Annotated in this window: 25 protein-coding genes; 18 read left to right on the top strand and 7 right to left on the bottom strand. The window is 66.7% G+C overall.

Features of this window, described 5'->3' with window-relative positions; translation table 11 throughout:
- Window positions 1-273: 273 nt before the first annotated feature.
- A complete protein-coding gene (gene kefC, locus ACAM51_RS07955) occupies window positions 274-2181 on the bottom strand; it encodes a glutathione-regulated potassium-efflux system protein KefC (protein ID WP_369643199.1) in 1908 nt (635 codons plus the stop codon).
- 248 nt (window positions 2182-2429) lie between these two features.
- On the opposite strand from kefC, the gene ACAM51_RS07950 reads away from it, so the two are divergent.
- The 4 genes from ACAM51_RS07950 to ACAM51_RS07935 all read left to right on the top strand — a co-directional run bounded on the left by ACAM51_RS07950 (window position 2430) and on the right by ACAM51_RS07935 (window position 5424).
- Window positions 2430-3068 (top strand): LysE family translocator, encoded by a 639-nt coding sequence (locus ACAM51_RS07950; RefSeq protein WP_218339573.1) that lies wholly within the window; start codon window positions 2430-2432, stop codon window positions 3066-3068.
- Between the two features lie 119 nt (window positions 3069-3187).
- Window positions 3188-3808: a ParA family protein gene (locus tag ACAM51_RS07945; protein WP_218295956.1), complete on the top strand. Its 621-nt coding sequence runs from the start codon at window positions 3188-3190 to the stop codon at window positions 3806-3808.
- Window positions 3809-3985: 177 nt separating this feature from the next.
- Window positions 3986-4450 carry a MaoC family dehydratase gene (locus tag ACAM51_RS07940; protein ID WP_369643198.1) on the top strand — a complete coding sequence of 155 codons (465 nt, stop codon included), beginning with the start codon at window positions 3986-3988 and terminating at the stop codon, window positions 4448-4450.
- Window positions 4451-4482: 32 nt separating this feature from the next.
- Window positions 4483-5424 (top strand): LysR family transcriptional regulator, encoded by a 942-nt coding sequence (locus tag ACAM51_RS07935; RefSeq protein WP_218295955.1) that lies wholly within the window; start codon window positions 4483-4485, stop codon window positions 5422-5424.
- Between the two features lie 84 nt (window positions 5425-5508).
- Here the strand turns inward: ACAM51_RS07935 and ACAM51_RS07930 are convergent, their stop codons facing one another.
- Window positions 5509-6036, bottom strand: coding sequence for a tRNA (cytidine(34)-2'-O)-methyltransferase (locus tag ACAM51_RS07930; RefSeq protein ID WP_218295954.1), 528 nt, complete (start codon window positions 6034-6036; stop codon window positions 5509-5511).
- 62 nt (window positions 6037-6098) lie between these two features.
- On the bottom strand, window positions 6099-6821 hold the full coding sequence (locus ACAM51_RS07925; protein WP_369643197.1) for a ComF family protein: 723 nt from the start codon (window positions 6819-6821) through the stop codon (window positions 6099-6101).
- A 26-nt stretch (window positions 6822-6847) separates the two neighbouring features.
- On the opposite strand from ACAM51_RS07925, the gene ACAM51_RS07920 reads away from it, so the two are divergent.
- The 8 genes from ACAM51_RS07920 (at window position 6848) to ACAM51_RS07885 (ending at window position 13216) form a co-directional block, all read left to right on the top strand.
- The gene (locus tag ACAM51_RS07920; protein WP_218295952.1) at window positions 6848-7750 is read left to right on the top strand and encodes a class I SAM-dependent methyltransferase; all 903 of its coding nucleotides are present in this window, start codon (window positions 6848-6850) and stop codon (window positions 7748-7750) included.
- Window positions 7751-7903: 153 nt separating this feature from the next.
- A complete protein-coding gene (locus ACAM51_RS07915) occupies window positions 7904-8380 on the top strand; it encodes a DUF2244 domain-containing protein (RefSeq protein ID WP_218295951.1) in 477 nt (158 codons plus the stop codon).
- Window positions 8381-8439: 59 nt separating this feature from the next.
- On the top strand, window positions 8440-9609 hold the full coding sequence (coxB, locus tag ACAM51_RS07910; RefSeq protein ID WP_218295950.1) for a cytochrome c oxidase subunit II: 1170 nt from the start codon (window positions 8440-8442) through the stop codon (window positions 9607-9609).
- 30 nt (window positions 9610-9639) lie between these two features.
- Window positions 9640-11274, top strand: coding sequence for a cytochrome c oxidase subunit I (gene ctaD, locus ACAM51_RS07905; protein WP_369643196.1), 1635 nt, complete (start codon window positions 9640-9642; stop codon window positions 11272-11274).
- 11 nt (window positions 11275-11285) lie between these two features.
- The gene (locus ACAM51_RS07900; protein WP_218296306.1) at window positions 11286-11396 is read left to right on the top strand and encodes a cytochrome oxidase small assembly protein; all 111 of its coding nucleotides are present in this window, start codon (window positions 11286-11288) and stop codon (window positions 11394-11396) included.
- 13 nt (window positions 11397-11409) lie between these two features.
- Window positions 11410-12045 (top strand): cytochrome c oxidase assembly protein, encoded by a 636-nt coding sequence (locus tag ACAM51_RS07895; protein WP_218295948.1) that lies wholly within the window; start codon window positions 11410-11412, stop codon window positions 12043-12045.
- Window positions 12042-12266, top strand: coding sequence for a DUF2970 domain-containing protein (locus ACAM51_RS07890; protein WP_218339572.1), 225 nt, complete (start codon window positions 12042-12044; stop codon window positions 12264-12266). The genes ACAM51_RS07895 and ACAM51_RS07890 overlap by 4 nt, the downstream gene beginning before the upstream one ends.
- 68 nt (window positions 12267-12334) lie before the next feature.
- Window positions 12335-13216: a cytochrome c oxidase subunit 3 gene (locus ACAM51_RS07885; RefSeq protein WP_218339571.1), complete on the top strand. Its 882-nt coding sequence runs from the start codon at window positions 12335-12337 to the stop codon at window positions 13214-13216.
- A gap of 115 nt (window positions 13217-13331) precedes the next feature.
- Here ACAM51_RS07885 and ACAM51_RS07880 read toward each other — a convergent pair whose 3' ends face one another.
- A complete protein-coding gene (locus ACAM51_RS07880) occupies window positions 13332-13553 on the bottom strand; it encodes a twin transmembrane helix small protein (protein ID WP_218295945.1) in 222 nt (73 codons plus the stop codon).
- 15 nt (window positions 13554-13568) lie between these two features.
- On the opposite strand from ACAM51_RS07880, the gene ACAM51_RS07875 reads away from it, so the two are divergent.
- The 6 genes from ACAM51_RS07875 (at window position 13569) to ACAM51_RS07850 (ending at window position 19838) form a co-directional block, all read left to right on the top strand.
- The gene (locus tag ACAM51_RS07875) at window positions 13569-14342 is read left to right on the top strand and encodes an SURF1 family protein (protein ID WP_369643195.1); all 774 of its coding nucleotides are present in this window, start codon (window positions 13569-13571) and stop codon (window positions 14340-14342) included.
- Window positions 14284-15027 carry a hypothetical protein gene (locus ACAM51_RS07870; RefSeq protein ID WP_218295943.1) on the top strand — a complete coding sequence of 248 codons (744 nt, stop codon included), beginning with the start codon at window positions 14284-14286 and terminating at the stop codon, window positions 15025-15027. The genes ACAM51_RS07875 and ACAM51_RS07870 overlap by 59 nt, the downstream gene beginning before the upstream one ends.
- A complete protein-coding gene (locus ACAM51_RS07865; RefSeq protein ID WP_369643194.1) occupies window positions 15027-16205 on the top strand; it encodes a heme A synthase in 1179 nt (392 codons plus the stop codon). The genes ACAM51_RS07870 and ACAM51_RS07865 overlap by 1 nt, the downstream gene beginning before the upstream one ends.
- Window positions 16202-17104 carry a heme o synthase gene (cyoE, locus tag ACAM51_RS07860; RefSeq protein ID WP_369643193.1) on the top strand — a complete coding sequence of 301 codons (903 nt, stop codon included), beginning with the start codon at window positions 16202-16204 and terminating at the stop codon, window positions 17102-17104. The genes ACAM51_RS07865 and cyoE overlap by 4 nt, the downstream gene beginning before the upstream one ends.
- Before the next feature lie 8 nt (window positions 17105-17112).
- Entirely contained in the window at window positions 17113-17730 is a 618-nt protein-coding gene (locus ACAM51_RS07855) for an SCO family protein (protein ID WP_218295940.1), read from the top strand.
- Between the two features lie 389 nt (window positions 17731-18119).
- Window positions 18120-19838, top strand: a complete 1719-nt coding sequence (locus ACAM51_RS07850; RefSeq protein WP_369643192.1) for a putative bifunctional diguanylate cyclase/phosphodiesterase — start codon at window positions 18120-18122, stop codon at window positions 19836-19838.
- Between the two features lie 18 nt (window positions 19839-19856).
- On the opposite strand, the gene ACAM51_RS07845 is transcribed toward ACAM51_RS07850, so the two are convergent.
- The 3 genes from ACAM51_RS07845 to rpoH form a co-directional block, all read right to left on the bottom strand.
- Window positions 19857-20585: a Crp/Fnr family transcriptional regulator gene (locus ACAM51_RS07845; RefSeq protein WP_369643191.1), complete on the bottom strand. Its 729-nt coding sequence runs from the start codon at window positions 20583-20585 to the stop codon at window positions 19857-19859.
- Window positions 20586-20709: 124 nt separating this feature from the next.
- Window positions 20710-21732, bottom strand: coding sequence for a tripartite tricarboxylate transporter substrate binding protein (locus ACAM51_RS07840; RefSeq protein ID WP_218295937.1), 1023 nt, complete (start codon window positions 21730-21732; stop codon window positions 20710-20712).
- A gap of 114 nt (window positions 21733-21846) precedes the next feature.
- A complete protein-coding gene (gene rpoH, locus ACAM51_RS07835; protein ID WP_369643190.1) occupies window positions 21847-22788 on the bottom strand; it encodes an RNA polymerase sigma factor RpoH in 942 nt (313 codons plus the stop codon).
- Between the last annotated feature and the right edge of the window lie 345 nt (window positions 22789-23133).

The raw sequence follows: 23133 nt of genomic DNA, 5'->3' as shown, positions 1-23133 counted from the left end.
AAGCCGAGGGCGGACAAACGCTGAAGGCGCTGGCTCGCGTGGCTTTTCGGGACGCTGGCTGGCAGGAGTGGGTATTCTAATGCGAATAGTTATCGTTTGAGAGGTGGCCATGCAAGCGGCGCCGCAGTGCGCGTTGCGCGGTTCCGCCGGACGGCCACGCATCGCCGCAAAGACCGACCGCTTGCGGGCGCGCATGACTGTGCTCCCTCCCGTGCGGCAATCGTCGGTCTTTTGCTATTGAACGGATAGCATCTGGCGCTTGATGGATCAGCGTCAAGGCCTGCTTTTGTCCACATCCTGGGCGCTGGCCGCCCCGTCGGCGCTCTGCGGGCTCCCGGGCTCGCCATACCCGGGGTACGCGCCCCCCGTCGCCCCCAGCGCCGCGCTCTCCTGCCGCTCCTTGGCCATCTGCTCGGCGAACTGGTTGCGGCCCTCGCGCGCCACCGCGATGAACTTGGCGCGGTCCTTGTAGTGCGGGTACATGCGGTCGGCCAGGGCGATGTTGTGGGTGCGAAAGCGCCGGGTGATGGCCGTGGCCTCGGCGGGCGCCAGGCCCATCAGTTCCAGCACCGTGTGCGCGCTTTGCAGGCTGGACTCGAACAGTTCGCGCTGCACCAGCGTCACACCCAGGTCGCGCAGCTTGTTCCAGTGCGTGACGTCGCGCGCGCGGGCCACCACCTGCAGCTGGGGGAAGTGTTCGCGGGCAAGCTTGGCGATCTTGAGGGACTGCTCGGCATCGTCCACGGCGATGACCAGGATGCGGGCGTGTTCGGCGCCCGCGATGCGCAGCAGGTCGAGCCGCGTCGCATCGCCATAGAACACGCGGTAGCCGAAGGTGCGCGCCACTTCCAGCATCTCCACGCTGTGGTCCAGCACGGTGGTGCGCAGGCCCTGGGCCAGCAGCACGCGCGAGACGATCTGCCCGTAGCGGCCGAAGCCCGCGATGATGATGGGCGCCTCCTGGGGCTCGGAGATTTCCTCGGCCCGGGGCTCGGACTTGAGCTGGGCGTAGCGGCGCAGCAGCACGCGGTCCAGCAGCACCAGCAGCAGCGGGCTGATCAGCATCGACAGCGCCACCGCGCCGATGAGCAGCGAGGCCGTCTCGGCCGGGAACACGCTGGCACCGGCGGCGGCCTGGAACACCACGAAAGCGAATTCGCCGCCCTGGGCCAGCAGCAGCGTGAACACCGGGCGCTCCTGGTACGGGATGTTGACCAGCTTGGCCAGCGTGTAGATCACGATGGCCTTGGCCGCGAGGAAGCCGACCAGGATGGCGGCCATGAGGCCCGGCGAGCGCAGGATCACGCCGAAGTCGATGCTCATGCCCACGGCGATGAAGAACAGCCCCAGCAGCAGGCCCTTGAAGGGCTCGATGTCGGCCTCCAGCTCGCGCCGGTACTCGCTGTCGGCCAGCAGCACGCCGGCCAGGAAGGCGCCCAGCGCCATCGACAGGCCCACCATCACCATCAGGTAGGCGATGCCCACCACCAGCAGCAGCGCGGCGGCAGTGAAGATCTCGGGCGTGTTGCTCTTGGCGATCCAGCGCAGCACGGGGCGCAGCAGCAGGCGCCCGCCCAGGATGATGGCGGCGATCACGCCCACGATCTTGAGCACCTCGAGCGCCATCTCGCCCGGCGTGTGGCCCGCGCCGTCGCCCGCAGCGGCGCCCAGCACCGGCAGCAGGGCCAGGATGGGGATGGCCGCCACGTCCTGGAACAGCAAAATCGAAAAGCCCGCCTGCCCGCTCTGGGTGCGCATGAGGTTGCGCTCGGCCAGCGACTGCAGCGCGATCGCCGTGGAGGACAGCGCCAGGCCCAAAGCGCCCACCAGGCTCACGCGCCACGGCAGGCCGGCGAGGGCGCCCAGCGCGAACAGCACGGCCGCGCAGCCCAGCACCTGCGCGGTGCCGGTGCCGAAGATGGGGCGGCGCAGCGCCCACAGGCGGCTCGGTTGCAGCTCCAGCCCCACGAGGAACAGCATCAGCACCACGCCGAATTCGGCGAAATGCAGGATGTCCTGCACGTTGCTCACCAGCCCCAGGCCCCACGGCCCGATGGCGATGCCCGCCGCGAGGTAGCCGATGATGGCCCCGAGGCCCAGCGCCTTGGCAATGGGCACGGCCAGCACCGCAGCGGTGAGGTACAGGAAGCCGTAGGTGAGCCAGGTGGGGGCGTGTTCCATAGAGGGGGATGCGGGCGATGGCGTGGGGAAGGGGCGTCGCGGGGATGCGGGCGTGGGCGTGTCAGGATTCTGGCACCGTCGCGGCGATGTGGAGAGGCTGGCGAGGCATGTTGTTGCGGTGCTTCAATTTTAATAGCATCTGGCGCTGGTGGGACAAGCGCTGGAGGCGCTCTTCGTGCATGCCATGGCGGCGGCGCGGGCGCGTTGTTAAGATGCGTGCCCTTCTCGGATTACAGGCGCGGTGTTTCATGGACTTGCAGACTTGGCTGGCTTTTTTCGCGGCGTCGTGCCTGATCGCGGTGTCGCCGGGCTCGGGGGCCGTGCTGTCGATGAGCCATGGCCTGTCGTTCGGCGTGCGCAAGACGGGCGCCACCATCTTCGGCCTGCAGCTGGGCCTGCTGCTGATCCTGCTGATTGCCGGGGCGGGCGTGGGGTCGCTGCTGCTGGCGTCCGAGGTGGCCTTCAGCGTCGTCAAGGTGCTGGGCGCGTGCTACCTGATCTATGTGGGCTTCAACCAGTGGCGCGCGGGCGACGCGTCGCCCGTGCAGGGCGATGAGGAAGCACCGGCGGGCACCTGGCAAAAGCGCTGCCTCACGGGCTTCCTGACCAACGCCACCAACCCCAAGGGCATCATCTTCATGGTGGCCGTGCTGCCCCAGTTCATGACCGACACGCGCCCGCTGTGGACGCAGCTCCTGGTGATGGCCGCCACCACGGTGACGGTGGACGTGGTGGTGATGCACGGCTACGCTTTCGGGGCCAGCGCCCTGCGCCGCCTGATGCGCAGCGCGCGTGCGGTGCGCGCGCAGAACCGCGTGTTTGGCGGCCTGCTGATGGCGGTGGGCGCGGGGCTGTTCTTCGTCAAGCGTGGCGGCCAGCACGCCTGAGGTGGCCCCAGCGTGTTGCTGATGCTTTGATTTTGATAGCTGCTGGCGCTTGTCCATCAAGCGCCAGGGGCTGATTTGGCTTGTATTTTCATGGATGCGCGGATTCCAAGGAGGTTGTCATGCCAGTAGTTGTTGTCGCCAACCCGAAGGGCGGCGTGGGCAAGTCCACGCTGTCCACCAACATCGCGGGCTACTTTGCGAGCCAGGGGCATCCCGTGATCCTGGGCGACACCGACCGGCAGGAGTCCGCCAGGCTCTGGCTGGGCCTGCGCCCGCCGGCCGCGCGCCCCATCGGCGCCTGGGACGGCCTCAGCTCGGACGTGATCAGCCGCCCGCCCAAGGGCACCACGCATGCGGTGCTTGATACGCCCGCCGGCCTGCACGGCTGGCGCCTGAACGACGTGCTCAAGCTGGCCGACAAGATCATCGTGCCGCTGCAGCCCAGCGTGTTCGACATCTTCGCCACGCGCAGCTTCCTGGACCAGCTGGCCGAGCACCGCCACGCGGCGGGCGTGCCCGTGGGCATCGTGGGCATGCGCGTGGACGCGCGCACCAAGGCCGCCGAGCAGCTGCACCACTTCGTGGACAACCTGGGGTTTCCGGTGCTGGGCTACTTGCGCGACACGCAGAACTACATCCACCTGGCGGCGCATGGCCTCACGCTGTTCGACGTGGCGCCGGGCCGTGTGGCGCGCGACCTGGAGCAATGGCAAGGAATCTGTACGTGGCTAGACACATGACCCCCCCTGAGGCGCTGCGCGCCTTCCCCCGAGGGGGACGCCACCCCTGGACTGGCAAAGCCAGATCCACGGTGGCACTGGCCTGGGGAGTGCCAGTTGCTGGCGTTGTGTGCCAGATGGGCGCACGGTGTCCCGTGCCAGACAAGGCGCGCACGGCTGCGGCGCTACATTGGGGTGATGAAAATCTTTCGCTCCTACTCCGAAGTCAGCGCCTGCGTGGGCCAGGAGGTCGCCGTGACCGACTGGATCACCATCACGCAGGAACAGGTCAACCTGTTCGCCCAGGCCACGGGCGACCACCAGTGGATCCACGTGGACCCCGAGCGTGCGAAAGCGGGGCCGTTTGGCGCGCCCATTGCCCACGGGTTTCTCACGCTGTCGCTGATTCCGCAGTTCTTCGAGGCGGGCCTGACCATAGAGGGTGCGCGCATGGGCGTGAACTACGGGCTCAACAAGGTGCGCTTCACCGCGCCGGTGCCGGTGGGCAGCCGCCTGCGCGCGCGCCTCACGCTGCAGGCGGCCGAGCCGGTGGCGCCCGATGGCATGCAGATGGCGTGGCTGGTGACCGTGGAACGCGAGGGCAGCGACAAACCCGTGTGCGTGGCCGAATCGCTTGCGAGAAATTTCGGGGCACCCGCCTGAGCCTGGCCGCTCGCGGGCAGGAGGTCTGACCCATGGACCGCCTGCAAGCCATGAAGGTGTTCGAGCGCGTGGTGGAGGAGGGCGGCTTTGCCGCCGCCGCCCGGGCCATGGACATGTCGCCCCCCGTGGTCACCCGCATGGTGGCCGAACTGGAGCAGCACCTGGGCACGCGCCTGCTGCAGCGCACCACGCGCAAGCTGGCTCTCACCGATGCGGGCGATGCCTACCTGCAGCGTGTGCGCACCATCCTGCACGAGATCGATGACGCCGAGGCGGCCGCCGCCGCGAACACGCGCGACCTGCGCGGCACCATCCGCATCGTCGCGGCCCCGGTGCTGGCCACCAACTTCCTGGCGCCCATGGTGGCGCTGTGGCATGCGGAGTTTCCCAAGCTGCTGCTCGACATCGACCTGGACGCCTATGCCTCGGCGCGGGTGGACGAATACGATGTGACCATCATGGTGGCGGGAGAGGACTTCGACGCCAACATCGTGGCGCGCCCGCTGCTGAAGGGCGAGGCCATCGTGGTGGCGTCGCCCGACTACCTGGAGCGCAAGGGTATTCCGCGCGAGCCGCAGGACCTGCTGCAGCACGACTACCTGCGCGACTCGGGCATGGCCGCCCGTTCCCAGACGGGGCCTGGCCGCAAGCTGCGCCTGCAATCCCTCTCCGGCAATCTGCCGGCCCAGGAAATCGACATGCCGGCGGTGCTGCAGTCCGTCAGCACCGAGCTGCTGCTGCGCGCGGCGGTGGACGGCGCGGGGGTGGCGGTCACGTCGCGCCTGCTGGCCGAAGAACACCTGGCCCGCGGAGAGCTGGTGCACATCCTGCCCGCGTGGATCTTTTCGCGCTACACCATCTATGCCGCGCTGCCCTCGGGCCGCATGCTGCCCGCGCGCACCAAGGTGTTCCTGGACTTCCTGAGCGAGCAGGTGCCCCTGGCCATGGCCGAACAGCGCGGGCAGGCAGGCTAGCGGGCTGGCTGGGGCGGCGGTTTCCGCTCTGGTGGCCGGGTCATGTTCCCCCGGTCGGCCGCAGGCGGCGATGAACGGCCTGCGTCAGCCCAGCTGGGCGAATCCGCTGATGATGGTGCCTTCTGGCTCGACGGTGATCTCGCCATCGGGCATCGCAAAACTGTTCTGGCGCCAGGCCTCGAACACCGTCACCGCCACGGCGTTGGACAGGTTCAGGCTGCGCTGGCCTGCCACCATCGGCAGCCGCAGGCGCTGCGCGGGTGGGAAGCTGTCGCGCAGCTCGGGTGGAAGACCCCGCGTCTCGGCGCCAAACACCAGCCAGTCGCCCGGCAGGAAACAGGTGGAGTGCACCGGCTGCGAGCCGTGGGTCGTCATGGCGAACATGCGGGAGGGGTCGGGCTGGGCATCGCGCAGGAAGGCGGTCCAGCCGGGGTGGATCTGCACCTGGGCGTACTCGTGGTAGTCGAGCCCCGCACGCCGCATCTGCCTGTCCTCCATCGTGAACCCCAGGGGCTCGACCAGGTGCAGGGTGCATCCGGTGTTGGCCGCCAGGCGAATCACATTCCCGGTGTTGGGCGGGATCTCGGGTTCGACGAGGACGATATGGAACATGCTGGCTATTGTCATCGCCCGGCGTGTGAGTTGAGCAACCGCTCGTAATCAAAAGTATCCCGCTAGTCCAGCCCCGTGCGCGCGAGGACTGCGCAGGTGACATGCGCCACGCCCGCCTCGCGCAGTGCCAGCGTGGCGGCCTGCATCGTGGCGCCCGTGGTCATCACATCGTCGACCAGCACCACGCGCTGGCCCCGCAGGGCCGCCGCATGCGCGGGCTCGATGGCAAACGCACCCCGCAGGTTGCGCAGGCGCTGCGCCCGCGGCAGTCCGCTCTGTGCCTCGCTGGCGTGCAGGCGCAGCAGGGTCCGGGTGTCGCTCCTGGGGCCTGCCAGATGCCTTGCGAGGAGCGCGGACTGGTTGAATCCCCGCTCGCGCAGGCGCTCGGCCGACAGCGGTATCGACAGCACGCGGTCCGCCGCGTCCAGGGCCGGTTCCATCCAGGGCGTGCTGCGCATCAGCGTGGCCAGGGCCCTGGCCCACCCGGGGTCACCCCGGAACTTGAAGTGCGCGAGCGCGTCGGCCCATGGGTAGGCGTAGTCCACGGCGGCCACGCAGGCATCGAAGCTGGGCGGGCTGTGCACGCAGGCGCCGCAGACGGCGACCCCCGGGGGGACCCGCAGGGCGCAGCGCTGGCAGCGTGTGGCGGGCTGGGCAAAGCGCGCCGCGCAGGCATTGCAGATCCGCTGCGACGGCCATGCATGGCAGACGGCGCACTGGCTGGGCACCTTGTCCGCCCAGGTGCGAAGAGGGCGCGAAATCCCTAGCAAGCCCGTGAAAAGCATGAATCAATATACTCGCCCGTCCTGCCATGCCCTCCGAGCGTCCCCCCACCATTGATCCCGTTGCTGCGGCCCGCTGGCATGCGGCGGCCCCTGCGTTGTCCCCCTGGCTCCATGAGGAGGTGGCGCGCCGCATGGAGGACCGCCTGCAGTGGATCCGCCAGGCTCCCGAATCGTGGTGCCATTGGGATGCGGTGCGCGGAGGGCTGCACGCACATACGCTGGTGAGCGCACGCTTTCCCAAGGCACGCTGCCAGATCTACGAGACGGCCGCGCATTGCCAGGAGGTGGCGCGGCAGGCCCTGGCCAGGCCCTGGTGGAGTCCCGCCCGCTGGGGCGCCGGCAACCCGCAGCTGGGTGCGCCGGCGGATGCGAGCGTGCAGATGCTCTGGGCCAACATGGCGCTGCACACGGCAGCGGACCCGCAGGCGCTGATCGCGCAATGGCACCGTGCCCTGGCCGTGGATGGCTACCTGATGTTCTCGTGCCTGGGTCCCGACACGCTGCGCGAGCTGCATGCGGTGTACGCCGAGCTGGGCTGGCCTCCTGCCGGGCATGCGTTCACGGACATGCACGACTGGGGGGACATGCTGGTGCACGCGGGCTTTGCCGAGCCTGTGATGGACATGGAGCGCATCACGCTGACCTTCGCCACCCCGCAGCGGCTGGTGCGGGAGTTGCAGGAACTGGGCTGCAACCTGCACCCCGCGCGTTTTGGCGCGCTGCGCGGGCGGCGCTGGCGCGAGCGGCTGTACGAAGCGCTGGCGCACCGGCTGGCGGACCCCGGCAACGCAGGGCAACTGGCGCTGACCTTCGAGATCATCTACGGGCATGCGTTCAAGCCCGCGCCGCGCGTGCGCGTGAGCCCCAGCAGCGCCGTGTCGCTGCAGGACATGCGCACCATGCTGCGACAGGGCGGCAAGGAGAGCTAGTCTGTAACTCCGTGTCAATGACATGGAACAAGGCACGCTACAATTCCGGGTTATTGAGATTTCGGGCATCTTCCCGCGCAACCTTGCAGGCTGCGCCTGTCGCGGCAACGCATGGCAGGCACCTTTCAGCCGGCAGTCTTGTGAGCACTTCTGGTGACGGGCTTGGTTTTTCGTTTTGCCACGGTGTCGGGTCAGCGCATCGACTGGCGTCTCGTTCGCAATTGCTCGGTCACGCCGGCGCAACTGGGTTGGACGTACCTGTCGCTGTGCCTGGTGTCGCTGGGTATCGCGGCTTTCTTCTGGATGCTCGGTGCCCGTCTGGTCATGCCCTTCGCATGGCTCGAAATCGTGGCTGTAGGAATTGCATTCGCCATGTACGGTCGCCATGCGGCGGATGGCGAGAGGATTTCACTGCAGGGCTCGCGCCTCGTGGTGGAACTGGAGACAGCAGGCAAGCTGGAGCGTGCCGAGTTTGACCGGAGCCGGGTTCGCGTAGAACCCAAGACCGGAGACCGTTCGCTGATCATGCTGTCTGCGCAGGGCCGTTCGGTCGAAGTGGGGCGCTACGTGCGCCCCGAGCTTCGGCCGGTCCTGGCATCGGAGATCCGCATGGCCTTGCGCGCCGCCTGACCCCACGCAGGCGCGCGAAAGGGATTGGTTAAATTGAGGCTTAGAAGTAAGTGAGAACTATGAAGAGCATTTCCAACAAGCTGGCTTCTCTGCTGCTGATTGCCGGTGCATGGGTGGGTTCCGCAGCCCATGCCGTTCAGGACCTGCCTGGCGGCCCCGCAGTCAACCAGCTGAACCTGGCGCCGCCCGTCACCAAGATCGCAGAAGAGCAGCATTTTCTGCACTGGATGATGCTGATCATCTGCACGGTGATCTTTGTTGCAGTGTTCTCCGTGATGTTCTACTCGATCTGGAAGCACCGCCGTTCCAAGGGCGCCAAATCGGCCAATTTCCATGAGTCCGTGACGGTGGAAGTGGTGTGGACCATTGTTCCGTTCATCATCGTGATCCTGATGGCCCTGCCCGCCACGAAGGTGCTGGTGGCCCAGAAGGACACGACCAATGCCGACCTCACCATCAAGACCACGGGTTACCAGTGGAAGTGGGGCTACGACTACATCACCGGCGAAGGCGAGGGCCTGGCCTTCATCTCCACGCTGGACAGCAGCCACCGCGTGATGTCCGACAGCGGCAACGTCAAGGACGCCCCTGCCAACTACCTGCTGAAGGTGGACAACCCGATGGTGGTGCCCGTGGGCAAGAAGGTCCGCATCATCACCACCGCCAACGACGTGATCCATGCCTTCATGGTGCCCGCCTTCGGCATCAAGCAGGACGCGATCCCCGGCTTCGTGCGCGACACCTGGTTCCGCGCCGAGAAGATCGGTGACTACTATGGCCAGTGCGCCGAACTGTGCGGCAAGGAACACGCCTACATGCCCATCCACGTGAAGGTCGTGTCCGCCGAGGACTACACCGCCTGGGTGGGCGAGCAAAAGAAGAAGGCCGCGGCCAAGCTGGACGACCCCACCAAGGTGTGGACCCTGGACGACATCATGAAGCGCGGCGAGAAGGTGTATGCGGCCAACTGCGCGGCCTGCCACCAGGCCAACGGCAAGGGCGCCGGTCCCATCAAGCCGCTGGACGGCTCGGCCATCGTGCTGGATGCGGACCACGCCAAGCAGATCCAGGTCGTGCTCAAGGGCGCGGCCAATGGCGCGATGCCTGCATGGGCTCAGCTGAGCGATACCGACATCGCCGCAGTGGTGAGCTACACGAAGAACTCCTGGTCCAACAAGACCGGCCAGCTGGTGCAGCCTGCTGAAATCGTGGCCCAGCGTGGCAAGTAATCATCGCCCTATCGTATTGAGGAATCCAAAATGAGCGCAGTTCTCGACAATCACGGGCACGCGGGCGATCACGCACACGACGGCCACGACCACCACCACGGCCCCACCGGCTGGCGCCGCTGGGTGTTCGCCACCAACCACAAGGACATCGGTACCCTGTACCTGCTGTTCGCCTTCGCCATGCTGATGGTCGGCGGCGTCCTGGCACTGCTGATCCGCGCCGAGCTGTTCCAGCCCGGCCTGCAGCTGGTGAACCCCGAGCTGTTCAACCAGCTCACCACCATGCACGGCCTCATCATGGTGTTCGGCGCCATCATGCCGGCCTTCGTGGGCTTCGCGAACTGGATGATCCCGCTGCAGATCGGCGCATCCGACATGGCCTTCGCGCGCATGAACAACTTCAGCTTCTGGCTGATGATCCCCGCGGCCATCATGCTGGTGAGCTCGTTCTTCATGCCCGGTGGCGCACCCGCCGCCGGCTGGACGCTGTACGCGCCGCTGACGCTGCAGATGGGCCCCTCCATGGACGCCGGCATCTTCGCGATGCACATCCTGGGTGCCTCGTCCATCATGGGCTCGATCAACATCATCGTGACCATCCTGAACATGCGCGCGCCCGGCATGACGCTGATGAAGATGCCCATGTTCGCCTGGACCTGGCTGATCACCGCCTACCTGCTGATCGCCGTGATGCCCGTGCTGGCTGGCGCCATCACCATGACGCTGACGGACCGCCACTTCGGCACCAGCTTCTTCAACCCCGCCGGCGGCGGTGACCCGGTGATGTACCAGCACATCTTCTGGTTCTTCGGCCACCCCGAGGTGTACATCATGATCTTGCCGGCCTTCGGCATCATCAGCCAGATCGTGCCCGCGTTCGCACGCAAGAAGCTCTTCGGCTACGCCTCCATGGTGTACGCGACCTCCTCCATCGCCATCCTGTCGTTCATCGTGTGGGCACACCACATGTTCACGACCGGCATGCCCGTGACGGGCCAGCTGTTCTTCATGTACGCCACCATGCTGATCTCCGTGCCCACGGCCGTGAAGATCTTCAACTGGATCGCCACCATGTGGCGCGGCTCCATGACGTTCGAGACCCCCATGCTGTTCGCCGTGGGCTTCATCTTCGTGTTCACCATGGGTGGTTTCACCGGCCTGATCCTGGCCATGGCGCCCATCGACATCCAGCTGCAGGACACCTACTACGTGGTGGCCCACTTCCACTATGTGCTGGTGGCCGGCTCGCTGTTCTCGATGTTCGCGGGCGTGTACTACTGGCTGCCCAAGTGGACCGGCGTGATGTACTCCGAAACGCGCGGCCAGATCCACTTCTGGTCCTCGCTGATCTTCTTCAACATCACCTTCTTCCCGATGCACTTCCTGGGCCTGGCCGGCATGCCACGCCGTTATGCCGACTACCCGATGCAGTTCGCCGACTTCAACGCCATCGCTTCGGTGGGCGCGCTGGGCTTCGGTCTCGCGCAGGTGTACTTCTTCGTGGCGGTGATCATCCCCGCCATGCGCGGCAGGGGCGAGAAGGCTGCGGCCAAGCCCTGGGACGGCGCCGAAGGCCTGGAATGGGAAGTCCCGTCGCCAGCACCTTTCCATACGTTCGAGAATCCCCCCAAGCTGGACGCCACGGCCACCCGCGTGATCGGCTGAACACCATGCCCATGACACCCGAACAGAAAAAGAGCAACCTGCGGATGGCGCTGATCCTGGCGTCCGTCGCGGTGGTGTTCTTCGTCGGGTTCATGGTCAAGGTCGTTCTGCTGTCCCGCTGAGCCCGCACCTGCCATGAGCCTGCACCGCGAAAACGCCAAGATGGTCGGCAAGCTGGTCGTGATCGCGGCCGGCATGTTCGCCTTCGGCTATGTGCTGATCCCCATCTACAAGCACATCTGCGAGATGACGGGCATCAACATCCTGTCGCTGTCCGAGCGGCAGGTGCCCGGCAACGGCGTGGCCGGCAAGGATGTCAAAGTACCGGGCAACACGCAGGTGGACAAGACCCGCACGATCACGGTGGAGTTCGACGCCAACGCGCGCGGCCCGTGGGATTTCAAGCCCGCCCAGCGTTCGGTGCAGGTGCACCCGGGCGAGCTGACGACCGTGATGTACGAGTTCCAGAACGTGCAGAACCGCCGCATGGCTGCGCAAGCCATACCGAGCTATGCACCGCGCCAGGCCGCGGCGCACTTCAACAAGCTGGAGTGCTTTTGCTTCAACCAGTACACGCTGGAGCCTGGAGAAAAAAAGGAATGGCCCGTGGCATTTGTGATTGATCCGCGTATTTCCAAGGACGTGACGACCATCACGCTGTCCTACACGTTCTTCGAGGTGGGTGGCAAGACGCCGGCAGCACCGCAGTCCACTGCCGCCGTGGGCCTGTCCGCGCCCCTGGTCTCTCCAGCGGCGGGAGCGGGTTCATGAATACGCCAGTGGAGCAGCCGGTGGTGAAGCCCCACGAGCGCAAGGGATCGCTGCTGCGCACGGTGCGGGCGGTGGCCTGGTCGCTGATAGGTCTGCGCAAGGGCAGCGAGTACCAGCAGGATGTCGAAAAGCTCAACCCGCTGCATATCATCGTGGTGGGGCTGGTGGCCGTCTTTCTGCTGGTGATCGGCCTGATCGCGTTGGTGAACTGGGTCGTGTGAATGGGTTGCTGGAACCGTATCCGCAACAACAAAGCCGAAAACAAAGATTTTGAGAGTCAGGAGCTGAAATGAGTGCATCAACCCACGGCGGAACCCCGTACTACTATGTACCCGCAGAGTCGCGTCATCCGGTGATGGCGGCAACCGGTCTGTTCTTCGTCATTCTGGGCGCGGGCCAGTGGATCAATGGCCACGACTGGGGCAAGTATTCCCTGGCACTGGGCCTGGTGTGGTGGCTGTTCACGCTGTACCAGTGGTTCGGCGATGCGGTGCGCGAGAGCGAAGGCGGCCTGTACGGCCACAAGATCGACCTGTCGTACCGCTGGAGCATGAGCTGGTTCATCTTCTCGGAAGTGATGTTCTTCGGCGCGTTCTTCACGGCACTGTGGTGGGCGCGTTCGCACTCGGTGCCCGCTCTGGGCAGCCTGGACAACGCGCTGCTGTGGCCCGATTTCAAGGCGGTCTGGCCCAGCCTTGCCGCCGGTGCCACCGCCTCGCCGGCCGGCATCGTCGAACCCTTCCAGACCGTGGGCCCCTTCTGGCTGCCCACCATCAACACGGCGCTGCTGCTGACGTCGGGCGTGACGCTGACCATTGCCCACCATGCATTGCGCGAAAACCACCGTGGCAAGACCATCGGCTTCATGTGGGCCACGGTGCTGCTGGGCTTCGTGTTCCTGCTGGTGCAAGGCTACGAGTATTTCCATCTCTACACCGACCTGAACCTCAAGCTCAGCTCCGGCGTGTTCGGCTCCACGTTCTTCATGCTCACGGGCTTCCACGGTTTTCACGTGTTCCTGGGCATGCTGATGCTGCTGGTGATCACGCTGCGCCTGCAGAAGGGACATTTCACCGCGGACAAGCACTTCGGCTTCGAAGGCGCCGCGTGGTACTGGCACTTCGTGGACGTGGTGTGGCTGGGCCTGTACGTGCTGGTCTACTGGATGTAACCAGGCACGCTGCCAACAAAAAAGCGCCTCGCGGCGCTTTTTTTGTTGGCAGGGCCAGGGCGGGATGAGAAGGGGGTATGCGGGGGCTTGGGCCACTGCCGCTTCATGGCCCCGGTCAACGGGAGGCCGGCAGGCCGGTGGGCTGGATGTAGCCCAGTTTCCACGCCACCAGGATGCACAGGAAGAGCACGATGGAGAGCCCCACGCGCACCGCGAGTGCCTTGGCCATGTGGCTGCCCTTGGCCTTGTCATTGCGGCCATTGCGCATCATGAAGAACAGGGCGGAGGCCAGGCTGGCCAGAATGGCGATGAACGCCACCACTACGAGGTATTTCATGGAGAACATTATCCTGTGACAGTGTCACGTCGTCCCCTGGGCCTGCGTTTCTGGCTGATCACCCTTGCTGCGGTGGCCGGCATGCTGGCCACGGCCTCGCTCGGCCGCTGGCAGCTGTCGCGCGCCGCGGAGAAGGAGGCCCTGCAAGCCATGCTGGAGGAGCGTGGCCGCATGCCCGCCGTCGACGCCCCAACGCTGCTCGCAGCCGCGGCGCAGCCGGATGCGGCAGCGCTCGTGCACCGTGCCGTGGTGCTGGAAGGCCGGTGGCTGCCGGAGCACACCGTGTACCTTGACAACCGCCAGATGCACGGCCGCCCCGGGTTTTTCGTGCTGACACCGCTGCAGCTGGCCGAAGGCAGCGGCGCGGTGGTGCTGGTGCAGCGTGGCTGGGCCGCCCGCAACTTCCAGGACCGCACGCAGCTGCCGCGGGTGCAGACCGTGCAGGACCAGGTGGTGCGCGTGCAGGGCCGCGTGGCGCTCCCGCCTTCGCGCCTGTATGACTTCCAGGGGGCCGATAGCGCACAGGGGTCTTCCCGCATCCGGCAAAATCTCGACCTGGCAGCGTTCCGCACCGAAACCGGTCTTGCGCTCGCCAACCTCACGGTGTTGCAGACGGGCGAAGCAGGCGAGGGGCTGCAACGCGACTGGCCCGTGGTCGGCGCGGGCGTCGACAAGCATTACGGTTACGCATTTCAATGGTTCGGGCTCTGCGGCCTGATTGCACTTCTCTATGTCTGGTTCCAAATCGTCCGACGCTTCATTCGCCCGCGCAGCCAGCCTGCCGCCTGAGGCCCATGGGGACCACCCTCTGGGCCTTACCGTGCACACGCTGCCCCCGGCGGACGGCGCCGTGGCCACGGCCCAGCGTGCCCGCCATGGGCGATGGAAGATGTTCGGCGTCCTGCTCATCTGCGCGGCCCCGGTCATCGCCTCGTATTTCACCTACTACGTGGTTCGCCCCGAGGGCCGCCGCAACTACGGCGAACTGATCGACCCCCAGCGCACCATGCCGCAGGTCGACGCCACGTCGCTGGACGGCAATGCTGTTTCGCTGGCGTCTCTGAAGGGGCAGTGGCTCCTGGTCAGCGTGGCGGGCGGTGCCTGCGACGCGGACTGCCAGAAGCACCTGTACCTGCAGCGCCAGCTGCGCGAAAGCCTGGGCAAGGAAAAAGACCGGGTGGACTGGGTCTGGCTGGTGAATGATGCCGCCAGCGTGCCGGCCGAGCTCGCGCCCGCCCTGCAGAAGGCGACGGTGCTGCGGGTGGACGGCGCCGCGCTGGGCGCCTGGCTGGCCCCCGCCGAAGGCCATCGGTCCGCCGAGCACCTGTATGTCGTGGACCCGATGGGCAACTGGATGATGCGGTTTCCTGCGGCGATGGACACGGCCGGCGCGGCCAAGGCCAAGCGGGATCTTGAACGCCTGTTGCGCGCGTCGTCTTCCTGGGATGAAGCCGGACGCCCCGGAAAGCCGTGATGGACGCCCAGCCGCTCTACGATCTGGCGCCCATCGCCCGGCTCATGCTGCTGGGCGTGCTGATAGCGCTCGGCCCCCTGGCCTGGGTCGGCCTGCGCAACCGTGGCAGCTCTCCCATGCGGCGCCTGCAGGCGCTGACCGTGCTCACCCTGTTCCTGACCTTCGACCTGGTGCTGTTCGGCGCCTTCACGCGCCTGACCGATTCGGGCCTGGGCTGTCCTGACTGGCCCGGCTGCTACGGCAGCGCCAGCCCCGTGGGCGCACACACCGAGATCTCCGCCGCCCAGCAGGCCATGCCCACCGGCCCCGTGACCCATGGCAAGGCCTGGGTCGAGATGATCCACCGCTACCTGGCCACCGGTGTGGGCGTGCTCATCATCGTGCTCACCGTGTCGGCCTGGGTGCAGCACCGCAAGGCCCGCCGCGACGGGGACGAGGGGCCTCCCGTCAGCCCGTGGTGGCCCACCTTCACGCTGTTCTGGGTCTGCCTGCAGGGGGCCTTTGGCGCCTTGACGGTGACGATGAAGCTGTTTCCAGCCATCGTCACGCTGCACCTCATCGGGGGGCTGGTGCTGCTGGCGCTGCTGTGCGTGCAGGCGGTTCGCCATACCCACCGCGCCCAGGGCCGCACGCCCGTGCGCCTCTCGACGGGGCTGCGCTGGGGCCTGGTCGCCACCAGCTTGCTCGTGGCCCTGCAAGTGGTGCTGGGCGGATGGGTCAGCACCAACTACGCGGTGCTGGCGTGCACCACCTTTCCCACCTGCCAGGGGAGCTGGTGGCCCGAGATGGACTTTGGCCAGGGTTTCCAGGTCTGGCGCGCGCTGGGCATGCTGCAGGATGGCAGCCACATCAGCTTCGCCGGTCTCACGGCCATCCACTATGCGCACCGGTTGATGGCCTATGCAGTGCTCGCAGCGTTGGGCATCGTGTGGTGGGGCCTTCGGCGGGCGCACGTGTTGCCCGCCCAGTGCCGCTGGCTGGCGGGGCTTGCGCTGCTGCAACTGGCCACGGGCCTGTCCAACGTGGTTCTGGACTGGCCGCTGGTGGCCGCCGTGCTGCACACCGGCGGCGCCGCGGCGCTGGCGGTGGTATTGACCTGGGCCCTGGTGTCCAGCCGCGCGGCATCCGCGCCCCAAGAGTTTTCCGCGCCATCGGGCGCATCGAGAGTGTCCGCATGAGTGCTGCTGCCCCCGCCGTTGTTTCCCCGCCCTCGCGCCTGTCGCAGTTCTATGCGCTGACCAAGCCCCGTGTGGTCCAGCTCATCGTCTTTTGTGCGCTCATCGGCATGGTGCTGGCCGTGCCTGGGCTTCCTTCCGCACCGCAGCTGGGGCTGATGGCCCTGACGTGCGCGGGCGTGTGGCTGGTGGCCGGCGCGGCAGCCGCTTTCAACTGCATCGTGGAGCAGGGCATCGACGCCAAGATGAAGCGCACCGCCTGGCGCCCCACGGCCAAGGGGGAACTGTCCAACGCGCAGACGCTGCTGTTCTCGGCCGTGCTGTGCGCGGCGGGGTCCGCGTTGCTGTATTTCTGGGTGAACCCGCTCACGATGTGGCTCACGTTCGCCACCTTCGTGGGCTATGCGGTCGTCTACACGGTGATCCTCAAGCCCCTCACGCCGCAAAACATCGTGATTGGCGGCGCGTCCGGCGCCATGCCCCCCGTGCTGGGCTGGGCGGCCATGACGAACGATGTGGGACCGGAAGCGCTCATCCTGTTCCTCATCATCTTCCTGTGGACGCCTCCCCACTTCTGGGCGCTGGCCCTGTACCGGGTGGAGGACTACCGCAAGTCCGGCCTGCCCATGCTGCCGGTGACGCATGGCAACGAGTTCACCCGCCTGCAGGTATTCCTGTACACCCTGATCCTGTTCGCGGGCTGCCTGATGCCCTTCGTCTACGGCATGAGTTCGTGGATCTACCTGGCCGCCGCCGTGGTGCTGAGCGCAGGCTTTTGCGGCTACGGCTTCGCGCTGTGGCGCAACTACTCGGACGCGCTCGCGCGCAAGACCTTCCGCTTTTCCCTCATTCACCTGAGCGCTCTGTTTGCAGCCCTCCTGGTGGACCATTACGTGCTGTGAACCCGCCCATGCCCATGCTCAAAAGAAGTGCTCTTAAAACGATAGCTTTTGCCGCTTTGTCCATAAGCGCTGCGGGCATTTTCAGTGCCTGTTCCGAGAAAAAGGCAGAGTTTCGCGGCGTGGACATCACCGGCGCGGACTATGCCCGCGACATCCCCTTGACCGACCACAACGGCCAGGCGCGCCACATCAAGGACTTCGCGGGCAAGGTGGTGGTGGTCTTCTTCGGCTTCACGCAATGTCCCGACGTGTGTCCCACTTCCATGCAGGAGCTGGCCGAGGTCAAGAAGATGCTGGGCAAGGACGGCGACCGCCTGCAGGGCATCTTCGTGACGGTGGATCCCGAGCGCGACACGCCGGAGGTGCTCAAGGCCTACATGGCCAACTTCGACCCCAGCTTCCTGGCGCTGTACGGCTCGCCCGAGCAGCTGGCAGCCGTCGCCAAGGACTTCAAGATCTACTACAAGAAGGTCGACGGCAAGACACCCACCAGCTACACCATGGACCATTCGGCGGGCAGCTATGTCTATGACCCGGCAGGGCGCTTGCGCGTCTACAACCGCTATGGCAGCGGAGCGCAGGCCCTGGCGTCCGACGTGAAGGCGCTGCTGGCGGAAGCAGGCTGACCGGATGTGCCGCCGGGCGCTGCTGGCGCCTGCTCCGGCTTTTTGTCGTGGATTTGCCTCACGTCCGGGGGCAGGAACGCGACATACGTCACATTCGCGGCAAGTTGCAGGCCCTGGTCGGGGCCATCTGGATGCCAATGCCCGCGTGATTCTCTAGAGTGGTCCCAGGGCCTGTGCCGCCGCTGGCGGATGGCTCCATGCGATGCGCCTTGCCCCCGTGCGCGGCAAGGTGCTCTGGTGACATCCATTTTTCAAAGGAATCTGGCATCGATGCGCTTGTACGTAGACGCCACCCGGCGCAACCGCCTGCCATTGTGGCGGGGCGGCGGGGACGGGCCTGGCCGGGCCCGACGCGATGAAGGATGAAGAATGAAGAAGGACCTGGGGTGATGGCCGCGGCACCCCTTTCACCGGCCGACGAGGGCGCGCTGATCCTGGCCGCCACGAACGCGGCCCCCGACGGCATCCTGCTGGTGGACCGCGGCGGCCGCATCGTCATGGCCAACGCGGCCATGGAGTCCATCTCCGGCTATGCGGCCGATGAGCTGTGCGGCAGCCCCGTCAGCCTCCTGCTGCAGCCCGCCTTGCGGGAAGCGCATGGGCGCCATCTGGACAGCTACTTCCAGTCGCCGTCGCGCCGGCCCATGGGGATGGGGCGGGATCTGTGGATCGCCCGCAAGGACGGCCGGTCCGTGCCGGTGGATATCGCCCTGGGCTACACCGACGCGCAGGGCGGCACGGCCGTGGCCTTCGTGCGCGACATCTCGGAGGTGCGCAGGCTGCAGGCCCAGATGCACTTCCAGGCCACGCACGACACCCTGACCGGCCTGGTCAACCGCTGGCAGTTCGGCCAGCGGCTGGAGCAGGCCATTGCCGAAGCGGCGCTTGGCGGCCATTCCTTTGCGCTGCTGGTGCTGGACCTGGACGACTTCAAGGCCGTCAACGACGGCTATGGACACGCCGCGGGGGACCGGGTGCTTGTGGAAGTGGCGCGCAGGCTCAAGAGTGTCCTGCGCGGCGGCGATACGCTGGCACGGCTGGGCGGGGATGAATTCACCGTGCTGCTGCCGCAGATCGCGCAGGTCCGCGACGTGGAACAGGTGGCCGCCCAGGTCCTCGCGGCGCTGTGCCAGCCCTTTCAGATGCATGGCTTTGAACTCGATTTCGGCGCGAGCCTGGGAATTGCCGTGTACCCGCGGGACGCGCAGGATGCGCCCACTCTCATGCGCTATGCCGACATGGCGATGTACCACGCCAAGGAGTCCGGCCGCGCGAACTACGCGTTCTACGAGCCGCCGCTGGGCGCCCGCATGGCGGAGAAGCTGCAACTGCACGAGCGCCTCAAGCTGGCCCTGGCCTATGGCGGGCTCCATCTGCACTACCAACCGCAGGTGGAGGTGGGCAGCGGCCGCATCCAGGCGGTGGAGGCGTTGCTGCGGTGGACCGATCCCCAGCTGGGCGAGGTTCCCCCGGCCCGTTTCATTCCCGTGGCGGAGGCGACGGGCCTGATCCTTGCCGTGGGTGCGTGGGTGATCGGCACGGCGTGCCAGCAGATCGCCGAATGGGACCGGGCGGGCCTGCCGCTGCGCGTGGCGATCAACCTGTCCGCGCAGCAGCTGCGCCAGACCGACCTGGTGGAGCAGATCGAACGCAGCCTGGCCCTCCACGGCGCGCGGCCCGACCTGCTGGAGATCGAGGTGACCGAATCCGAGGCCATGGCGGACCCCGCGCAGGCCCGCGATGTGCTGTGCCGCCTGCAGGCGCTGGGCGTGTGCATCGCCCTTGACGACTTCGGCACGGGCCATTCATCCCTGGCGTACCTGAAGCACTTGCCGGTCTCCCGGATCAAGATCGATCGCGAGTTCATCCACCCTCTGCTGCACAGCAACGGCGATGCGGTCCTCGTGCAGGCCATCATCGTGCTGGCCAAGACACTGGGCTTGCACGTCGTGGCCGAAGGGGTCGAAACTGCGGAACAGCTGGGCCTGCTGGCGCAGTACGGCTGCGATGCCTACCAGGGGTGGCTGTACTCCCGGGCGGTGGCGCCAGCCCACGTCGCGCAGCTTCTGCTGGCGCAACGGGCGAGCGAGGATTCCGCCGTTCTGTAAGGGCTGCGCGCGCGGAGGCTAGGTGCCGGCTTGTTGCGCCGGGCCGCCCGCCAGCCCGATCAGGACATCGCGCTGGATTTCACAATGCCAGCGGTCGCGGCGCACCAGCCCATGGCGCAGCGCGAGCTGGCGCAGCGTGCGCGCAATGGTTTCCCGGGTGGTGGAGAGAAGATCGGCCAGCACCTGGTGGCTGGGCAGCCGCACCAGGGAGCTGCGCTGCAGGTTGGCCAGCTGGAGCAGGGTGGCCGCCAGCTGCCCCGTCACCCCACGGATGCGGGCGATGCGTGCCCAGTCGGCCAGGCGGGCGTTCGTGTGGGCGTAGCTTTGCGCAAGCCCCCGCAGCAACTCGGAATCCAGCAGCCCCTGCTGGAGGACCGCTTCCACGGGCACCTCGCAGATGCGCCCCGCGGTCAGCGCCCGGCAGGACACGGCGGCCGGTTCCTGCACGAGCGCCGTCGAGCCCAGGGGCTGCCCGGCGCCGAACAGGCCGATCGGCCGCTCCACGCCGTCCTCGCCGCTGCACAGCACCACGACGATGCCGGTCTTGACGATCTTGAACGTCTTCTGCCCCGATTGCCCCTGCCGCAAGAGCAACTCGCCCTTGCGCACCGGGCGCTCCACCAGAAGGGGCTTCCAGCCAGCGCGCCGTTTTTCGTCTTGCCGGCCCAGCAGGCACTGCTGCTGTCCTGCGCACAGGCAGCACCCGCCACCGGAAGGCAGGGATGGGGTGGTACGGCAATGGGGCATGCGGGCGTGGGATTCCGGGGCGGCAGGGCCCGGAACAAAAAACCCGGGCAGGATCCATGGACCTTACCCGGGTTCATGGCGCGCTGCAACAAATGTATGCCGCCCGCCGATGGCCTGTGGGACTCTACTCCGCCTTGATCCCGCGCATCGCAATCACGCCGCCCAGCAGGCTGGTGTCGGCCTTGATGCGGTTGGCCAGCCCCTCGGGCGAGGTGCCTGCCACCTGCCATCCCTGCTGAAAGAGCTTGTTGCGCATGTCTTCGCTGCGGGCGATCTCGCTGATCACGGCGGCCAGCTTGGCCTGCAGTGGCTTGGGCATCGTGGCCGGCGCGGCAAACGCATTCCAGATTTCCAGGTTGAAGCCCCGGATACCGGCTTCCGACAGGCTCGGGATATCGGGTGCCAGCGGGCTGCGGCCCGCCGAGGTGACGCCGATGGCGCGCAGCTTGCCGGCGCGCACCTGGGCCTGGGCGAGCGCCGGGGGCAGCAGCGCCATCTGCAGCTGGCCGCCCAGCATGGCATTGGCGACTTGCGGGTAGCCCGGATACGGGACGTGCACGGGGTTGATGTTGCTGCGCGACTTCAGCAGCTCGGTGCCGATGTGGCCCACGGTGCCCACGCCCGGTGTGCCATAGCTCCATTTGTCGCCGCCGTTGCGCGCCGCCACGAAGAAATCGCGCGCGTCGCTGTTGGCGGGTACGCCCGGCTGCGTGACGGGCGCGGTCAGCACCAGGGGCGATGTGCCGATGAGGCTGAGCGGCGCCAGGTCCTTGAGCGGATCGTAGGGCACGGCAGGGTTGATCATCTTGGCGATGGTCATGTTGCCGTTGATCATCAGGCCGATGGTGTGGTCATCACGCGCCTTGGCCACCGCGTCGGCGCCGATGTTGCCGCCTGCCCCCACTTTGTTTTCCACGATCACCGGCTGGCCCAGGGCCTTGGACAGGGGTTCCGAGAAAGCGCGCGCGGTGAGGTCGGGCGAGGTGCCGGCCGGAAAGCCCACGATGATCTTCAGCGGCTTGTTCGGCCAGGCCTGCGCGGCCGCGGCCGGGGCCGAAGGCCTGGCGGTGTTCTGGGCGAGTGCCCAGGGGGATGCGGCGGCCAGGGCGATCAGCAGCGATGCGCGGCGGGAAACGGGGCGTGACATGGGGTGGGTCTCCTCCAAAAAAAGTTCGGGGCCATAACGACAAGGGGCCCCAGAACTGGGGCCCCTCGAGGCAACTTCTGCACAAGCGGGATATTAACGCGCCCCCGCGGGCATTCAGGCGTAGTCGGCCAGCGCCTTCTTCATCTTCTTCATGGCGGCCACCTCGATCTGGCGGATGCGCTCGGCGCTCACGCCATAGACCGCGGCCAGTTCATGCAGCGTCATGCCGCCCGTGCCGTCGTCGTTGACCTTGAGCCAGCGCTCTTCCACGATGCGGCGGCTGCGCGCGTCCAGGCTGTCCAGCGCCGTGGCGATGCCGTCGGTGGCGAGCGCATCGCGCTGGCGCGACTCGATCATGGCAGTGGGCTCATGCGAGGCATCGGCCAGGAATGCAATGGGGCCAAACGCCTGTTCGCCATCGTCCGAAGGTGCAGGGTCGAGCAGCACGTCGCCACCGGACATGCGGGTTTCCATCTCGATGACTTCTTCACGCTTCACGTTGAGCTGCGCGGCCACGGTGTCGATTTCCTGCTCGGACAGCGTGTCCCGGTGCGTCGCGGCATCCGCGGCGGAAGCATCGGCCTTGAAACCCTGCTTCATCGAGCGCAGGTTGAAGAACAGCTTGCGCTGGGCCTTGGTCGTCGCGACCTTGACCATGCGCCAGTTCTTTAGGATGTATTCGTGGATCTCGGCCTTGATCCAGTGCATGGCATAGCTCACGAGGCGCACGCCCTGGTCGGGGTCGAAACGCTTCACGGCCTTCATCAGGCCGACGTTGCCTTCCTGGATCAGGTCGCCATGCGGCAGGCCGTAGCCCAGGTACTGGCGCGCAATCGACACCACGAGGCGCAGGTGCGACATCACCAGCCGTCCGGCGGCGTCCAGGTCGTTGTGGTCCTTGAGCTGGCGTGCGTACGTCTGCTCTTCTTCGTGGGTGAGCAGCGGCAGGCGGTTGACAGCGGAAATGTAGGCATCCAGATTGCCCAGCGGGGGCACCAGCGCCCAGGGGTTGGCGGGCGCCAAAGTCGTCGTCGCGGTTCCAGATTGAATGTTCATTCCGGGAATCCTTTCCTCTAAGCCATGATGTTAGCACTCTCTATGAGTGAGTGCTAAACCCGGAGTTCCCTTCCGGTTGTTCGGGGCGAAGGCCTCTGTGCGCGCGGTGGGTTTCCCTCTCGCTGCCGGGCCTGCCGCAGGTGGAGAGATGCACCAAGTGCATTGATTTCAAAAGAAATTTCTGTAATTCCCGAGGCCGCAAGGCATGCATTGCTCGTGGTGAGAGTGTGTTTCGGACACATGGTTCCTGCGCCATGCGGTCCGGGTTCTCGGCTCCATGGGCGTGCAGTGGGAGGTGGGGCCGCCTGTGGAGCTGTCCGTGGAGGGCCCAGGGGGTTTTCCTGC

The organism is Acidovorax sp. A79, assembly GCF_041154505.1.
Classification (GTDB): domain Bacteria; phylum Pseudomonadota; class Gammaproteobacteria; order Burkholderiales; family Burkholderiaceae_C; genus Acidovorax.
The sequence above is the reverse complement of the archived record's forward strand: the minus strand, read 5'-3'. Positions and strand labels throughout refer to the sequence as shown.

Bases quoted from the DNA above. Each gene is read 5' to 3' on its own strand.
- ctaD (WP_369643196.1), top strand. From the start codon at position 9,640: ATGAGCGCAGTTCTCGACAATCACGGGCACGCGGGCGATCACGCACAC.
- kefC (WP_369643199.1), bottom strand. From the start codon at position 2,181: ATGGAACACGCCCCCACCTGGCTCACCTACGGCTTCCTGTACCTCACC.
- rpoH (WP_369643190.1), bottom strand. From the start codon at position 22,788: ATGAACATTCAATCTGGAACCGCGACGACGACTTTGGCGCCCGCCAAC.
- ACAM51_RS07950 (WP_218339573.1), top strand. From the start codon at position 2,430: ATGGACTTGCAGACTTGGCTGGCTTTTTTCGCGGCGTCGTGCCTGATC.
- ACAM51_RS07920 (WP_218295952.1), top strand. From the start codon at position 6,848: ATGCCCTCCGAGCGTCCCCCCACCATTGATCCCGTTGCTGCGGCCCGC.
- ACAM51_RS07935 (WP_218295955.1), top strand. From the start codon at position 4,483: ATGGACCGCCTGCAAGCCATGAAGGTGTTCGAGCGCGTGGTGGAGGAG.
- ACAM51_RS07945 (WP_218295956.1), top strand. From the start codon at position 3,188: ATGCCAGTAGTTGTTGTCGCCAACCCGAAGGGCGGCGTGGGCAAGTCC.
- ACAM51_RS07840 (WP_218295937.1), bottom strand. From the start codon at position 21,732: ATGTCACGCCCCGTTTCCCGCCGCGCATCGCTGCTGATCGCCCTGGCC.
- ACAM51_RS07895 (WP_218295948.1), top strand. From the start codon at position 11,410: ATGAGCCTGCACCGCGAAAACGCCAAGATGGTCGGCAAGCTGGTCGTG.
- ACAM51_RS07865 (WP_369643194.1), top strand. From the start codon at position 15,027: ATGGACGCCCAGCCGCTCTACGATCTGGCGCCCATCGCCCGGCTCATG.
- ACAM51_RS07870 (WP_218295943.1), top strand. From the start codon at position 14,284: ATGTCTGGTTCCAAATCGTCCGACGCTTCATTCGCCCGCGCAGCCAGC.
- ACAM51_RS07845 (WP_369643191.1), bottom strand. From the start codon at position 20,585: ATGCCCCATTGCCGTACCACCCCATCCCTGCCTTCCGGTGGCGGGTGC.
- ACAM51_RS07885 (WP_218339571.1), top strand. From the start codon at position 12,335: ATGAGTGCATCAACCCACGGCGGAACCCCGTACTACTATGTACCCGCA.
- coxB (WP_218295950.1), top strand. From the start codon at position 8,440: ATGAAGAGCATTTCCAACAAGCTGGCTTCTCTGCTGCTGATTGCCGGT.
- ACAM51_RS07930 (WP_218295954.1), bottom strand. From the start codon at position 6,036: ATGTTCCATATCGTCCTCGTCGAACCCGAGATCCCGCCCAACACCGGG.
- ACAM51_RS07890 (WP_218339572.1), top strand. From the start codon at position 12,042: ATGAATACGCCAGTGGAGCAGCCGGTGGTGAAGCCCCACGAGCGCAAG.
- ACAM51_RS07925 (WP_369643197.1), bottom strand. From the start codon at position 6,821: ATGCTTTTCACGGGCTTGCTAGGGATTTCGCGCCCTCTTCGCACCTGG.
- ACAM51_RS07900 (WP_218296306.1), top strand. From the start codon at position 11,286: ATGACACCCGAACAGAAAAAGAGCAACCTGCGGATGGCGCTGATCCTG.
- cyoE (WP_369643193.1), top strand. From the start codon at position 16,202: ATGAGTGCTGCTGCCCCCGCCGTTGTTTCCCCGCCCTCGCGCCTGTCG.
- ACAM51_RS07880 (WP_218295945.1), bottom strand. From the start codon at position 13,553: ATGAAATACCTCGTAGTGGTGGCGTTCATCGCCATTCTGGCCAGCCTG.
- ACAM51_RS07855 (WP_218295940.1), top strand. From the start codon at position 17,113: ATGCCCATGCTCAAAAGAAGTGCTCTTAAAACGATAGCTTTTGCCGCT.
- ACAM51_RS07940 (WP_369643198.1), top strand. From the start codon at position 3,986: ATGAAAATCTTTCGCTCCTACTCCGAAGTCAGCGCCTGCGTGGGCCAG.
- ACAM51_RS07850 (WP_369643192.1), top strand. From the start codon at position 18,120: ATGGCCGCGGCACCCCTTTCACCGGCCGACGAGGGCGCGCTGATCCTG.